14 protein-coding genes are annotated in these 15,435 nt (G+C 39.1%); 10 read left to right on the forward strand and 4 right to left on the reverse strand.

Annotation, left to right across the window (positions count from 1 at the left end):
• Positions 1 to 4: 4 nt before the first annotated feature.
• From EL262_RS08270 to EL262_RS08310, 9 genes are all read left to right on the forward strand, one after another.
• Positions 5 to 703: an aromatic aminobenezylarsenical efflux permease ArsG family transporter gene (locus EL262_RS08270; RefSeq protein WP_025836653.1), complete on the forward strand. Its 699-nt coding sequence runs from the start codon at positions 5 to 7 to the stop codon at positions 701 to 703.
• 11 nt (positions 704 to 714) lie between these two features.
• Positions 715 to 948: a thioredoxin family protein gene (locus EL262_RS08275; RefSeq protein WP_025003744.1), complete on the forward strand. Its 234-nt coding sequence runs from the start codon at positions 715 to 717 to the stop codon at positions 946 to 948.
• Positions 949 to 959: 11 nt separating this feature from the next.
• Positions 960 to 1,313, forward strand: coding sequence for an arsenite efflux transporter metallochaperone ArsD (gene arsD, locus EL262_RS08280; RefSeq protein ID WP_025003743.1), 354 nt, complete (start codon positions 960 to 962; stop codon positions 1,311 to 1,313).
• A gap of 100 nt (positions 1,314 to 1,413) precedes the next feature.
• On the forward strand, positions 1,414 to 3,132 hold the full coding sequence (gene arsA / locus EL262_RS08285; protein WP_034542510.1) for an arsenical pump-driving ATPase: 1,719 nt from the start codon (positions 1,414 to 1,416) through the stop codon (positions 3,130 to 3,132).
• Between the two features lie 176 nt (positions 3,133 to 3,308).
• Complete coding sequence (locus EL262_RS08290) at positions 3,309 to 4,160, forward strand: RteC domain-containing protein (protein WP_041993577.1); 852 nt, start codon at positions 3,309 to 3,311, stop codon at positions 4,158 to 4,160.
• Positions 4,161 to 4,321: 161 nt separating this feature from the next.
• The gene (locus EL262_RS08295) at positions 4,322 to 4,681 is read left to right on the forward strand and encodes a helix-turn-helix domain-containing protein (protein ID WP_025003740.1); all 360 of its coding nucleotides are present in this window, start codon (positions 4,322 to 4,324) and stop codon (positions 4,679 to 4,681) included.
• The gene (locus tag EL262_RS08300; protein ID WP_036844646.1) at positions 4,644 to 6,674 is read left to right on the forward strand and encodes a bifunctional DNA primase/helicase; all 2,031 of its coding nucleotides are present in this window, start codon (positions 4,644 to 4,646) and stop codon (positions 6,672 to 6,674) included. The genes EL262_RS08295 and EL262_RS08300 overlap by 38 nt, the downstream gene beginning before the upstream one ends.
• A 12-nt stretch (positions 6,675 to 6,686) precedes the next feature.
• Positions 6,687 to 6,965 (forward strand): helix-turn-helix domain-containing protein, encoded by a 279-nt coding sequence (locus tag EL262_RS08305; RefSeq protein WP_025003738.1) that lies wholly within the window; start codon positions 6,687 to 6,689, stop codon positions 6,963 to 6,965.
• Between the two features lie 305 nt (positions 6,966 to 7,270).
• The gene (locus EL262_RS08310; protein ID WP_025836661.1) at positions 7,271 to 7,789 is read left to right on the forward strand and encodes a dihydrofolate reductase family protein; all 519 of its coding nucleotides are present in this window, start codon (positions 7,271 to 7,273) and stop codon (positions 7,787 to 7,789) included.
• A gap of 7 nt (positions 7,790 to 7,796) precedes the next feature.
• Here the strand turns inward: EL262_RS08310 and EL262_RS08315 are convergent, their stop codons facing one another.
• From EL262_RS08315 to EL262_RS08325, 3 genes are all read right to left on the reverse strand, one after another.
• A complete protein-coding gene (locus EL262_RS08315; RefSeq protein WP_025836662.1) occupies positions 7,797 to 8,591 on the reverse strand; it encodes a DUF2971 domain-containing protein in 795 nt (264 codons plus the stop codon).
• 123 nt (positions 8,592 to 8,714) lie between these two features.
• Positions 8,715 to 10,796, reverse strand: coding sequence for a type IA DNA topoisomerase (locus EL262_RS08320; RefSeq protein WP_078735465.1), 2,082 nt, complete (start codon positions 10,794 to 10,796; stop codon positions 8,715 to 8,717).
• 28 nt (positions 10,797 to 10,824) lie between these two features.
• Positions 10,825 to 12,309 (reverse strand): DUF3945 domain-containing protein, encoded by a 1,485-nt coding sequence (locus EL262_RS08325; RefSeq protein WP_078735466.1) that lies wholly within the window; start codon positions 12,307 to 12,309, stop codon positions 10,825 to 10,827.
• Between the two features lie 171 nt (positions 12,310 to 12,480).
• Here EL262_RS08325 and EL262_RS08330 point away from each other — a divergent pair, with 171 nt between their 5' ends.
• The gene (locus EL262_RS08330; protein WP_025003733.1) at positions 12,481 to 13,395 is read left to right on the forward strand and encodes a pPIWI-associating nuclease domain-containing protein; all 915 of its coding nucleotides are present in this window, start codon (positions 12,481 to 12,483) and stop codon (positions 13,393 to 13,395) included.
• A 19-nt stretch (positions 13,396 to 13,414) separates the two neighbouring features.
• Here EL262_RS08330 and mobC read toward each other — a convergent pair whose 3' ends face one another.
• Positions 13,415 to 15,424 carry a conjugal transfer protein MobC gene (gene mobC, locus EL262_RS08335; RefSeq protein ID WP_025003732.1) on the reverse strand — a complete coding sequence of 670 codons (2,010 nt, stop codon included), beginning with the start codon at positions 15,422 to 15,424 and terminating at the stop codon, positions 13,415 to 13,417.
• Positions 15,425 to 15,435: the final 11 nt, after the last annotated feature.

Consider the following 15,435-nt stretch of genomic DNA (forward strand, 5'->3'; position numbering starts at 1 on the left):
TATGATGGAGTTTTTACAAAATCTTGTCGATGGGTCTAATTTCCCACTACTGACGGCATTCTTGCTCGGCTTAATGACTGCAATAAGTCCTTGTCCGTTGGCTACCAACATTACGGCTACGGCTTATTTAAGCAAGGATATTGCCGACAAAAGGCGGGTACTACTTAACGGGGTTTTCTATACTCTTGGCAGGATGTTTTCTTATACGGCTCTTGGAACTATCTTCTATTTCGGAGCAAGTCAGTTTCAGATAGCAAGGTTTCTTCAAAATATCGGTGGATTTTGGCTGGGGATAGCATTAGTTATAGTAGGAATCTTAATGCTCGATGTAATAAAATTCAAGTTTAATGGAATGAATAAACTTACATCAGGATTGGAAAATAAGCCAAATAAACGGAATTACTGGAATGCCTTTTTGATGGGAGTTGTGTTTGCTTTGGCTTTTTGTCCATATAGCGGAGTTCTTTACTTCGGGGTGCTTATACCTATGACGATAGCCAGCCCGTCAGGATTATTACTTCCTCCGGTATTTGCTATTGCCACCGGGTTACCTGTAATAATCATCGCCTGGTTATTGGCATATAGTATCGGGAATGTCGGAAAGTTCTACAATAATATGAAAACCTTTCAGGTATGGTTTAAGCGGATAGTAGCTGCCATCTTTATCATCGTAGGAGTTTATTATATCATTACAAATATTTAAAGAGAACGAAAATGGAAATTATAGTATTAGGCACTGGATGTGCAAATTGCAAAACCACGTATAACAGGGTTGCCAAAGTAATTGCCGACACGAACAGTAAAGCAACTTTGAAGAAAGAAGAAGATATACTGGAGATAGTGAAGTATAACATTATGTCGTTACCCGCTATCGTTGTGGATGGTGAAGTGAAAATAAAGGGCTATGTACCATCCGAAGAAGAGATAAAGAAATTAGTAACAGAATAAATAAAAATGATATGGTTGATTTAAAGTTAGATACCCGGAAAGCCGTAAAGATATACGACCCGGCATTGTGTTGTCCTACCGGACTATGTGGGGTAAATATAGACCCTGAATTAATGCGGATAGCAGTTGTTATCGAAAGCCTGAAAAAGAAAGGCGTTATCATCGAACGCTTTAATTTGCGTGACCATCCACAGGTTTATGTTGATAACAAGAAAATCAACGAATACCTGATGAAAGAATCGGCAGAAGTGCTTCCTATCACAACACTGGACGGTGAAGTCGTTCTGACAAAGCAATACCCCTCAAATAAGCAGATTGCAGAATGGTTAAATGTCCCCGAAGAGGACTTGACCGTTAAGAAATAACAGTAACAATAATCAGGTTTACAACAATTTATTCTATCTGTAAAAATAGGTAGAACAGGATGTTTACATCCCAGATTGTAACCATAAAACAGATATAGATATGAAAAAGTATAATCCGGCAAACGAAAAACTTACCCAGTATATATTCTTCACGGGTAAAGGTGGCGTTGGGAAAACATCCATCGCCTGTGCTACGGCAGTGAATCTCGCTGATAACAGTAATAAGGTACTTTTGATAAGTACCGACCCTGCATCCAATTTACAGGATGTATTTGATATGCCGTTAGACAATAAGGGAACAGCTATTAAAGAAGTTCCAAACCTTACAGTAGTCAATCTTGACCCGGAACAGGCAGCAGCCGAATACCGGGAATCAGTTATCGCCCCTTATCGCGGGAAATTACCCGAAAGCGTTATTACCAATATGAAAGAACAGCTTTCAGGTTCGTGTACCGTTGAAATTGCAGCTTTTAATGAGTTCTCCGACTTTATTACCAACGAAGAAAAGCGCAGGGGATTCGACTATATCATCTTTGATACTGCACCTACCGGACATACCCTGCGAATGCTTCAACTGCCATCGGCATGGAACACTTTTATTGCCGAAAATACAACCGGAGCATCTTGTTTAGGACAGCTTTCGGGACTGGAAGACCGTAAAGAAGTATATAAGAATGCTGTTGCTACCCTGACAGATAAAACCCAAACTACACTTTTCCTTGTCAGCAGACCGGAAGAAAGTCCTTTGAAAGAGGTCGAACGTTCATCTAATGAGCTGCTGGATTTAGGCATTGAAACACAGTATCTAATTATAAATGGAGTTTTAGAAAACTACGATGCAAACGACAGTATTTCCAAACAGATTTACGAACGCCAGCAAAATGCACTCAATAACCGTTCGTCAGCCTTGTTAAAACTGAATACATACATAGTTCCGCTTCGTTCTTATAATATGACAGGTATTGATAATATCCGTAATATGCTGAATGCAGATGTAACCATAAAGAACGATGTGGCGCATATTGAAAAAGATGATTTCAATACGATTGACAGCGTTATTGAAGACCTCTACCAATCGGGTAAGCGTGTAATTTTTACGATGGGTAAAGGTGGTGTCGGCAAAACTACTATTGCTGGGAATATTGCTCGTGGGTTGGCTAAAAAAGGCGTAAAAGTGCATTTGACTACAACTGACCCAGCCAATCACCTGTCCTTCATCGAAACGAAATTAGATGGTATTACAGTAAGTCATATAGACGAAAAAGCGGTGCTTGCCGCTTATCAGAAAAACGTATTGGATAAAGCAAGGGAAACAATGGGTGATGCCGATTTAAGCTATATCGAAGAAGACCTGCGTTCGCCCTGTACACAGGAAATCGCTGTTTTTAATTCCTTTGCCGAAATTGTTGCCAAAGCGGATAATGAAGTGGTAGTGATAGATACTGCCCCTACCGGACACACGTTGCTATTATTGGATTCAACTCAAAGTTATCATAAAGAAGTGGAACGGACACAGGGAAATATTACTCCTGCGGTTCAAAACCTGCTGCCTCGTTTACGGAATGAGAAGGAAACAGAGGTGGTTATTGTAACTCTGCCCGAAACAACGCCTGTATTTGAAGCACAAAGGCTGCAACAGGATTTACAACGTGCCGGAATTAAAAACAAATGGTGGGTAGTTAATTCCAGTCTGCTGCTTACTTCAACGAATAGTCCTTTCCTTAAAGCCAAAGCACTAAGCGAAGTACAATGGATTAATAAAGTAAAGGAAATTTCAGAGGGAAACTTTGCAGTTATAGAATGGAAAGAAAAGGTGTAATGCTACAAAACAGGAAGGAATAGGAATTTTCTTATTCTCTATGTAAGTTATCCTTTTTGAGATAAGAACCTGAAACTGTTTTTTAGCGGATTCAGGTTCTTACTGTTTTATCACAGATAAAAATATATGAAAATGAGAAAATAAATATATCATCAGGAATCAAAACGATAACTACGATGGGAGAAATAACAATAAAAGACTATTTCAGCAATCTATTACAGGAAGTGGATTCGGAAATTCAAACAATAGAATTAAACGAATCCGACTTTCTCCATGTGTGTAAAAAAGTAATTAATTACTTACAGGATATAATTTCTGATTTAAAGTCGTTCGTATTGAATTATAAATTTCAGGATAATTCAGAAGAAATATTGTTTTTCAAACACTTGAAACCTCAAATTAGCAGTAAATTAATCTATTACAATAGCATTTACAATATTGAGTTAAAACGTCCTACCGGAAGCGATGATGTTCAAACGCAATATTATGTATCAGAATTAGATTCTCTCACTACTTTTTTCAATCAAAATCTCACTTTTTATCAATACTACCGAACAAATGCCTGTTATCTTGACGATAAATACTTTCTTCGTGGAAAGCCGGATATACATTTGATTATAGATAATTCTTTTTTCGATTCAGACCCACAGTTCTCCACCAGTTATGATTTCAAGGTCGCAAAAATTTTAGCCAACGAGTTAATTAAAATTTACCTCACGAACAGGATAAAAGAACTAACAAATGAAGGTCTTCGGAAAAGGAATCAGGGTTCTTGTTGTCAAATGACTTGGACAGGCTCAAAACGTGGGCTTGTTGAACTGATTTACGCCTTTGATACTTGCGGTGCATTTGATAAGGGAAATACTGATATAAAAACAATAGCTGTGAATTTTGAAAAGATGTTCAATATAGATTTGGGGGACTTCTATCACATATACATGGAGATAAAGGGGCGTAAAATTAACAGAACAAGGTATTTAGATATTCTACAAAAGAATCTTCTTCGGCGGATGGAAGAAGAGGATTAATTACTGTCAATCCGATACGAGGTACTGGCAAGTTACCAAAGGCGAAGCTATCAATGTTTCGCCTTTTTTATTGAATAAAAATTTCACCACAGGTGGGTAAAGCTGTGGTTTTTATTTGATTTTATCCCTTCATCTTTGCAGCAAATCAATTAGTTACAATTATGGATGTCATAACGATAGAATCAAAAGCATTTAAGGAATTGGAAGCAAAGATTAACGCCATTGCAGATTATATCCTTAACAAACAGGAATCGGAAGATATAAACGAAGATGAAATATGGGTGGATAGTTACGAAGTCTGCACATTCTTAAAAATCAGCGACAAAACATTACAAAGGCTTCGGGTATCAGGCACAATCGCCTATTCCAATATTCGGGGTCGATATTTCTACAAAATCGGAGAAATAAAACGGATGTTGGAAGAACGACTGATTAAGAGCAATTCAGAATGTTTAAACGATTTAGTAACAAACCATAAGCTATATGTTAAGGAAAGAAGAAATCTTAGAAAGAACAAGTAACGGACTGAACGTTTTTAGATATTACATTGCTTGTCAATGGCGTGTAGGACGTAATTTCTTCAACCCATTATATAAAGACAATAAGGCTTCATGTAATATTTATTTTGACCGAAAAGCCGGAGTATATAAGCTGAAAGACTTTGGGAATGACGAGTATAGTGGGGATTGTTTCTATCTTGTAGGAAAACTGAAAGGTTTGAACTGTAACAATGCTAATGATTTTGTCGAGATATTGAAAACCATTAATCAGGATTTATCACTTGGATTATCAGAGAATACAGATACCTCTGTACCATATTGTCCGAAGGAATCTATACTTGTCATTCCTGAAAAGAAAGCTAAACCATATAGCTTTCAAGAACAGAAATTCACCCGGAATGAATTGGAATATTGGGAAACGTTCGGCATCACTTCTGAAATATTGGCACAGTACAAGGTCTGTTGCATTCGGGAGTTCAAAAGTGAAAATTCAGAGGGAAAACCATACTCCATAACTTCATCATTGGGAGAACCTATATTTGGTTATAAGAGCAAACGATATATCAAACTATACCGTCCATTTTCCAAAATGCGATTCTTATATGGTGGTGATATGGGGGAAAATTATAGCTTCGGATTGGAACAGTTACCAGCCAAAGGTGATACAGTATTTATCACTGGTGGTGAAAAAGATGTCCTTTCCCTCGCAGTGAAGGGATTTCATGCAATATGCTTTAACAGCGAAACCGTAAATATTCCAGCAACTATCATTCACAAACTGTCTTTCCGGTTCAAACATATCATCCTGCTTTATGATATGGATAAAACCGGGCTTGAGAGTTCTTCCAAACATGAAAAACAGTTAGCAGAATATGGTGTAAAACGTCTTCTATTACCGCTTTCAGGAACAAAAGAAGAGAAAGATATATCCGATTATTTCAGGCTTGGAAATAGCCGTGAATCGTTCCTGAAACTCTTCCTTGATTTTTTAGATACTCTATACAGCGATACTATGACTATGCTGAAATCGTGCGAAATAGATTTTAATAACCCTCCGGCAAAAGCACAGGAAATCATATCTGCCGGGGATGTACCACTGGGAACACAGGGAAATATCCTTTGCATCACAGGGGGTGAAGGTACAGGGAAAAGCAACTATGTTGCTGCGTTGGTTGCCGGGTCAATCAGACCAGAAAATATTTGTATTGATACATTGGGAATCAATGTACACGAAAACAGCCAAAATAAAGCTGTCCTATTGTATGATACAGAACAGTCCGAAGTACAACTGTTTAAGAATGTTTCTAACCTATTAAAGCGGGCAAAACAACCGGAAAAGCCGGAAGAGTTGAAAGCCTTCTGTCTGACCGGGATGTCCCGTAAAGAACGTTTACAGGCTATTGTTCAAAGTATGGATAAGTTTCATTATCAATATGGCGGTATCCAGTTAGTTGTCATAGATGGTATTGCAGATTTGGTACATTCCGCCAATGATGAAGCCGAAAGTTTGCGCGTTGTCGATGAACTCTACCGATTGGCTGGAATATATCAAACCTGTATTGTTTGTGTATTGCACTATGTTCCGAACGGATTAAAGCTTCGTGGACACTTGGGGTCGGAACTGCAACGAAAATCGGCAGCCATTCTCTCCATCGAGCTGGATAATGAACCGACTGTATCAGTAGTGAAAGCCTTGAAGGTACGGGAAGGCAGTCCGTTGGATGTTCCATTAATGCTTTTTTCTTGGGATAAGGAAACCGGGATGCACCTATATCGTGGTGAAAAGCCCCGTGAAGAAAAAGAGAAGCGGAAAGAAAAAGAACTGGTAAGCGTAGCCCGTGAAGTGTTCGACCAGCAAACATTTATCACTTATATAGACCTGTGCGAACAGATACAGCAGATTATGGATGTAAAGGAACGCACAGCGAAAAGTTATATACGCTTTATGCGGGAGAAGGAAATTATTATTAAAGACCCTTCAAATCAGAGTTATTTTATTAAAGGTCATTTTTAATCGGTTATTGTTATGAATATAGATAGGGAAACATTCATCGCTTGGATGGAACGTATAATGGACAGGTTCGATATGACCGAAAAGAAAATCGACCGATTGGCAACCCAGCGTAATTGTTTGGATGGTGAACAGCTTTTGGATAATCAGGATTTGATGTTTCTTTTAAAAGTTAGCCTTCGCACACTCCAACGTTATCGAAAAAAAGGTATCCTTCCGTATATAAAACTGGATGATGGTCGATGCTATTATAAAGCTACCGATGTACATAAATTGATTCGGGAGAAACTGTAAAAAATAATAGCTTATATCACCGACTTTCAGTATCTTTGCAGAAGAAAATTTGAGATAAAAAGCTGAAAGTTAATCTTTCAGAATTTATATATAACATAACGTTCGCAGAACGTCTCGATACGAAAACTGGCAATTTTCAAAAGAATAGGGACTACTGTGCAATGTCTATGCTATCGTTGTATAGCGTGGGCTTGCCTGTCTTCTATTCTTAGGTATGCCAGTACCTCGTATCGGAGCAGTGTGAGTTCCACGCTTCTTTTTGATGGGCTGGCGAACAGTTTTATAACTGTTTAATACCTATTGACATGGGAATCTTAAAAGCGCAAGTAGCTATATCTCTTGATGGGTTTATCGCCCGTAAAGATGGTGAAATAGACTGGATTACAAAAGAAGTAAAAGAATCTATCAGCAAAGTATATAGTTCCGCAGAAACGCTGATTTCCGGCACAAATACCTATAATTTTATTTTTGAACGGTGGGGTGGTTGGCCATACAAAAGTAAAAAGACTTTTGTAGTCGCAAATACCCCAATAAATACGATTCAGGAAGAATATTTATCTTTCATAACCGACAATCCTTTCGATGTTATTCAAGGATTGAAAAAAGAAAGGGAATCCGATTTGGTAGTTATTGGGGGCGGTAAACTTATCACATCTTTAATCAATACCGAACTGCTGGATGAATTGACAATTTACACTATTCCTATCATGCTGGGAGAAGGAATACCTTTTATTGGAAGGACTATTGGTTCAGAATGGGTAATTTTAGGGAATCAATTAATTAGCAACAATGTAATGAGTATTATATATCGGCACAAAAAGTAAGGCTGTTTCATTTTTCATACTCAATTTGCACATGAGAAAGTTCTGCCGGAATTGATTCAATCAGATTTTCAACACTTTCTTGAGGCATATTCTTTCCTATGATTATTTTAGTAATCGCTTCAGGTGGTAATTTTATAGTTCTATCTTGTATAGTTAAGGGGTCGGGTCTAAATATATGTGTCCTATATTCTTCTTCAAAACTCCATTTAGAAAGTTTTGCGAAAATTTGATAGTTATGTTGTTCTTCAAATGAATGCCATGGACGAGGTAATATAATAGGCAGTTCGTCATAATATGATACAGCACCACCGCCACCTAAATATGGGAACATTATCAATGGATTAAAGCCTATCACAAAACCATTATGGTTATTTGCATACTTCTCCCACATAGCTTTATTTGTTGGATTGGCGGTTAAGCTCAAAACTCCAAATCGTTCATCATACTCTTTGAAATCTTGCTCAACTCTCTCTTTTACATACTTTTTATCATTCATAGGAGTTTTCTTACTCCATTCTCTTGCATAAGCCCGATGTTGCTGTCTTGTTCGCTCTGGATATTTTTCTTTTGAATCCATTAAAAAATAGCTATAAATATCTTCATCTGTAAGTAAATCATAGCGAATTAAGTTCTTACAGTCTAATGGGTCTTCAAAAGAAGTGGGAGCAGCAAAAAAAACTTCTTGCTTAGTTATTATTGTTTTATGAAAAGGATTGTCCCAAACACGGTATTTATAGACTGTTTCGGGAAGTTCCATTTCTTCAAATGTTTTCTCTGATACTATTATCTTTTTTGTTTCCATAAAATTATTTTATGAAAAGCACCCGATGTCCCCACCGGGTGCTAACCACAAAAATCCTCAATTATGATAGCATAAAATCTATTCATAATGGAATTTTCTGTGGTAAAGATACGGAATTTCAGATTATTTCCTTGATTTCCCTTTCTTTTCAGGGAAAACGAATACCACATTGAACTGGTCGTCAAAAGCCAGTGAAGCATCAAAGGGCTTTCCGGCTTTACTCTTAAAACCTTTTATCATTCCGGTTTTCTTTATCGTTACCAGTTCCGTAATCTGCTTATCCGTTAATTGCTTATCGCTTTTATTTCGGAAGATAACCAGCCCACAATCAGCATTATCACACTTTGCCACTTTCGGATACAGCAGGAACCGACCTGTCCCGCATTTCGGGCAGGTTAAATCCTGCTGCGTTGATAAGGTGAGCTGTACCCCTAAAAGTTCGCTGGTTATCTGTGAAGCGTGAACTTCTGTACTTTTATGGAAGGTATCAGGATTCATTTCCCCGCTTTCAATCTTGGATAGTGCGTTTTCCCACATACCCGTCATTTCCACGTCTGCGATTTTCTTGTCCCGGACTATATCGTAAACCGCCAGTCCCTTTTCAGTCGGCACAAGGGCTTTTTTCTCCCTGACAATATACTGGCGGGTAAAGAGAGTTTCAATAATCGCTGCCCGTGTCGCTGGCGTACCGATACCGGAATCCTTCATACTGGCTTTCAGTTCGGCATCGCCCAGTTCTTTCCCTGCATTCTCCATAGCCGACAACAACGAACTTTCCGTATGTAACGGCTTGGGCTTAGTCTGCTTTTCCAATAACTCAATACTGAAAAGGGGTAAATTCTCACCCTCTTTTAATGCAGGTAAAACGGTATTTTCTTCGCCTTCTTCTTGGGAGTTGAAAACAGTCCGCCATCCGGCAGACTTTATTACTGTTCCTTTCACTGCAAAAATACTCTCGCCACTGGTGAGAGAAATTGAAGTAACTTCCTTGACACACTTTTCCGAAAAAGCTTCCAGCATCCTTCCAGCAACCAGTTCATATATTGCCTGTTCATCCGCCTGTAAACTTCTGGGCTTATTTTCGGTAATAATCAGGGCGTGGTGGTCGGTAACTTTCTTATCGTCCACCGAACGCCGATTCAGGTTGCTACCTTTCATTGATTTTGCGTAGCCGGCAAACCGGTCGTAAGTTTCCAGTAGGGAAATACGTTCTGGTATTTCATCGAAAACATCCTGTGATATATAACGGCTTCCGGTTCGGGGGTATGAAATCAGCTTGCCTTCATACAGTTTTTGTGCAATAGACAGCGTTTTATCTGCGGAGAAATTAAGTTTTGTATTGGCTTCCTTTTGCAAGGTGGTAAGGTCATACAAAAGCGGTGGCTCTTGGTTCACTTCCTTGCATTCTACCGATTTAACTTGCACCTGACCGCTATCCTTTATTATTTGCAACTTGTCGATGGCAGGTTGCTGGCTATCGAATTTTTCTTCTGAAAGGGCTGAAAACTCGATGCTGTCTTTCCCGGTGTGTAATTTCAGTTGCCAATACTTCTGTGGAACGAAGTTCTTGTTCTCAAGATAACGGGAACATATCATCGCCAGCGTGGGTGTCTGTACCCGTCCCAAAGAATATGTCCCCCTTCCGGCAGCTATACTTAACGCTTGGGAAGCATTAATGCCGATAAGCCAATCTGCTTCGCTTCTTGCCTTTGCCGACCGGAAAAGGTTATCGTACATTGTCCCGTCCTTGAGATTCTGCAATCCGTCCCGGATGGCTTTATCCGTCAGGCTGCTTATCCATAAGCGGACGAAAGGTTTCCGACACTCAAGATATTGGTAAATGTACCTGAATATCAGTTCACCTTCTCTTCCGGCATCAGTTGCAACGATAATCTTATCGCACTGGTCGAATATTTCTTTAATAATCTTGAGTTGCTTAACCGTCCCAGTATCGGGCTTATATCCTTTGTCGGTTTTTACCTGACGGGGAATAAGCTGGAATGACTGCGGTAGTATGGGTAAATTTTCCCGCCTGAAGTTTTCGATTCCGTAAGCATCAGGCATGGCAAGTCCTACCAAATGACCGAACGCCCAGGTAACGATGTATCCGTTACCTGAAATGTTCCCGTCATTCTTTTTTGTTGCACCCAGTACGGTGGCTATATCCCTTGCCACACTGGGCTTTTCTGCTATTACTGCTATCATTATATAATTGGATTTTTGTGGTTAATAATTATTTCATTTTGCGACCTTGCGACTTTTTAGGTTTGTCGGGCTTCTGTTCTTCTTTCTTTTCTTCCCGCTTTTTCTTCTGTTCCCCGGTAGGTGTAGCTTGTCCGGGCTTCAAAGGTTCTTTCGTATGCTTGGTCGCTTCGTTCGTTTTGCCTTCGGAATTGACCGCTACCTGTGTTTTATGTTCGTTGGCAGGGGTTATTTCTTTGGCTTTCTCTTTTGCCTTATCAGGATTGAATTTGTAGAAATCCAGCTTTTCTTTTTCATGGTTTACCTTTACATAGGCGTTATATTCCTGACCTTCTTTATCTTTCAGCCCTTTTACATAGATGGTTTTATCCGCCCGCAAATCAGCCTGCTGTTTGTCAGATAATTCCACTCCTGCAAGGGATTTGGGAATACGCACCCCTTTGGGCTGGTCGTTTCTCTGCTGTTGTCCCTGTTGCTGGGTTTGCTTTTGCTCTTTTTCGGGAAAGATAAATTCAAGGCTGCGTTTTTCCGCATTGACCTGAACGAAGGCAAAAAACGATTTATTCTTGGCGGAAATCATATTTTCAAGGAATACCGCTTTACCTTCCATCAGGGCAGCTTTCTGTTTTTCATCCAGCTTAACACCTTTTATTTCATCGGGTAGTTTGAGGGACGAAGCCTTCATGGATACCAGTTCATTAGTCTGTTTGTCGATACTGATAAAAGAAGGTACAAGTTCACCTGTGCGATAGTTCTTTACATCAACAATTCTACCCATGTTTCCGGTTTCCCGGAGATTCTTTTTGTCTTCATTGGTAAACTGGTGTCCAAAGAACGGACGGTCAAGTTCCGGTTCTTTGCGGATACCATGAATTGCCAAAACCACATTTCCTTCACTATCCGGACGGAACGAAAGACGGGCATCCGTTTTCATTACCATTGACCCGAAGTTGGCTTCAATCGGAAAGGTAGAAGGCGACTTATATCCCCGCAGCATAGGTTCTAAAGCCTTTGACTTTTCAAGCTGCTCTTTGGTGATACCCAGATTTTTCAGGTCGTCCCAGTTGATTTTGTTAGGGTCGATGAAATACTTATTCGTATCGGGCTTCTGTTCCTGTGTCGTGGATTCTTTCGGATTTTCCACTTTCAGGTCTTTAGGCTCGATACGGATTTTATCAAGCATTTCATCGGCAGCAGGTGTCGGGTTCTTGATATTCTCCTGAATGATTTTGACTGTCCGTTCGGTGTCTTCGGGGGCTACTTTGAAGAAACTGAAACGGGTCGGGTCTTTTAGTTGGCTGAAAAAGTTCTTCAAGAAATTTTCAAGAGTGTTACCCTGCTTATCCACTTTCAGGAAATCGTTGTTATGTTCCTGCTTTGGCGGAACAGTTTGCAGTTCCCCGTTTTCATCAATACCCTTTACGGCATTAATCGTTTTCTTTTCCTTGTCAAAGACAAGAAGAATGTCCATCATCTGTTCATCAGAGCCGGACTTGTTGTTTGAATTTACATCCATAACTTTAATTTTTAATGGTTAATAAAAAACTTATCGAATTAAAAGTACGGATGAAATAGTGTATATATTAAGTTGTGGCGTTAGGTGGCTGTATATGACCTTATTTGTCGTAAATATCAGTCTTTAAAAGGAATAAGAATCGTATCTTTGCAGCATCAAATACGATAGATTATGGATATAGATATTTTTAAAGCTGAAATAGACAAAAGATTAGTAGGAACTTTTGAACGGGAATTAGTTGAAGCCTCTCTTTCAAACCTTGAAGATGTAAAAAACAAATTAAGATTTAACAATTTCTCATATTCAATCAGGGAGCTTACAAGGCATATTCTTGAAAGATTAGCCCCTGATAAAAATGTAATGGATACCACTTGGTTTAAACCTAATGACCCTAAAAAACCTAAACAAATAACTCGTAAGCAAAGGATGAAGTATGCGATTCAGGCTGGATTGTCAGATACTTATATTGAAGAAGAGTTAGGTATTGATGTAGAAGAGATTGGGAATAAAGTAACTGATGCGATAAACCTTTTAAGTAAATACACCCATGTGAATCCCTCTACATTTAATATACCAGACGCCGATGTAAAACGAATGTCGGAATCTGTGATGAAGGCTGTTATATTATTATTTGAAACTATTGAGGAAAGTAGAAAGTTATTAGTCCATGAAATGGAAGAAAGTATCAATAAGTCAATTATAAGCAATCTATTCTTTGACACTATTGATTCTATTGATTATTTGGCTACACATTATGAAATTGAAGAGTTTAATGTATATGATATTGTTTTACAGAATATAGATGAATCTGATGTCTATTTTCAAGCAAACGGAACTGTATCTGTAAAATTACAGTATGGTTCGGACGGAGATTTAAGGAGAGGTGATGGAATGACTATTGAAGAATCCTTTCCTTTCTCCGGTGAATTTTATGGAAAAATATGCGATAATATGAGTTCTTTTGAATTAGAAACTGACACTTTTGAAGTAGATACAGACAGTCATTGGGGGGAAGATGACGATTATATAGAAAAGCTTATAGAAGAAGCCGAAAATGAAGCATTTAAAGACAAAAAAGAAGAGTAATTAACTCTTCTTTTTTATATTATTCTTCGGATTTCACCAAATGCTGCAAATCCGGGTCGCTTTTAATGCGTTCCATTTCATCAATGACAATCTGCTTAACATCCTGCTTTATCCGGTCATAATTGAGTTGGATTTGTTCTTTCATCAGGTCGTTGCCATCTGCATCCCGGAAGTCGATAATCTCCGGTATTTTTTCATAACGGGCAGTTTCACGTTTTACCTTCTCGTTGTCCACTACAATTTCAGCATGGAAAATCTTTTGGTCTATCCGTTCATCGAAATTATCACTGACCGCACCCACAAACATTCCTTGCGTAAGATTAGATATTTTACTGGCTGGTATCAGGCTATCCATCTGCGTACTGATTGAGGTTGATTTATCCTGACGGTTTATTGTCATGGATTGGCGTTTCTGTAATACCTTCCCGAAACGGTCTGACAATGTTTTTGCTGTTTCTCCTACAACCTGACCGCTAAAAATATTTCCAACTGTATTTTGGATTACTTTACTTTCCTTATCGCCATAATCCCTTGTTAGCTGGCTGTAATCCTGAAAGCCCAAACAGACTGCTACTTTATTGGAACGGGCAGTAGCTATCAGGTTATCCAATCCCCGGAAATAAATGGTCGGTAACTCGTCAATAATAACCGAACTTTTAAGCTGTCCTTTCTTGTTAATTAGCTTCACTATACGACTGTTGTACAGTCCCAAAGCGGCGGAATAAATATTCTGCCTATCGGGATTGTTACCGACACAAAGTATTTTCGGTTCGTCCGGGTTGTTTATATCCAGTGTAAAATCATCACCTGTCATTACCCAGTACAATGCCGGGCTTATCATCCTTGACAATGGGATTTTTGCCGATGCGATTTGCCCCTGTAACTGGTCTTGGGCTTGCGATTCCCACGCATCCATAAAAGGAGAAAGATAGTTTTCCAACTCCGGATAGGAAGTCAGGATAACAAATGTATCTGCATACTTCCGATTCAGGAACTCGATGGCGTGCGGGAATGTGCAATACTTTCCACCCTTATATATCTTGAGAAACCAAATAATCGCAGCCAGCAGGATAATCGGGGATTCCACAAAGAAGTCGCCTTGCTTCTGAATCCAGCTTCGGTTCAGGTTCAGCATAATGGTGTATGCCGATTCGTAAGCATCCGATATGTCCGTCATAAATGCCGGATTGATAGGGTTACATCGGTGGCTTCTGCGTGGGTCGTCAAAATTGATAACATAGAAGGTGGGCTTTATCTTATAAGCATCCGAATGGTTCATCAGGTGATTATATGCGATTTCCGATAAGTCCGGGAACTTATAGTCATAACAATAGAGTGCAAAACCCTTCTCTATCTGCTGTTTAATGTAATTATTTACCACTGCGTAAGATTTACCACTACCGGGAGTACCCAGCACAATGGTAGCCCGGAACGGGTTCACCACGTTTATCCATCCTTTGTGCTGTTTTTTCTTATACCAAAAACGGGATGGAAGATTTACTGAATATTCATTTTCCATCAGGCGGGTTTCCTGCATGAAGCTTTCATTCTCCAAATTGAAAACATCGTCCATCATATTGTTTTTGAGTAGCCGGGACATCCATACCCCAGCGACCAATAGACATAAATATCCGCCAGCCATTGACAGGATATAAAAGGTAGCGTTCGCCGAAAGTGGTAATGGCAAATACAGCATCCACCAGTTCAGGAAAAACAGGATAAAACCAATAACAAGGAAAACATAAATCTTTGTCCATGTTACTTTTTCTTCCTTCACTCCTTTTGTCCCCAAACAACTCAAGGCAAGAAATATCACTGCAAATACTTTCGTTATCAGGATATGGCTAAATAGCCCTGCTGTTCGCTGGAAGTTTAATAGTATCTTATCGAGTACGCCGATATTGATACCCCAGTTTACTATCGACTGGTAACAAAACCAGTAGATATTGATTACCACAAATAAAATACTGATTGCCCGCATAAAGTCCATGACTTTGGCAAGTCCTCTTAAATCATCTTCATTCTGCATAATTGATTATT

Origin of the sequence: Porphyromonas cangingivalis, assembly GCF_900638305.1 — a bacterium.
Taxonomy (GTDB): Bacteria; Bacteroidota; Bacteroidia; order Bacteroidales; family Porphyromonadaceae; genus Porphyromonas_A; species Porphyromonas_A cangingivalis.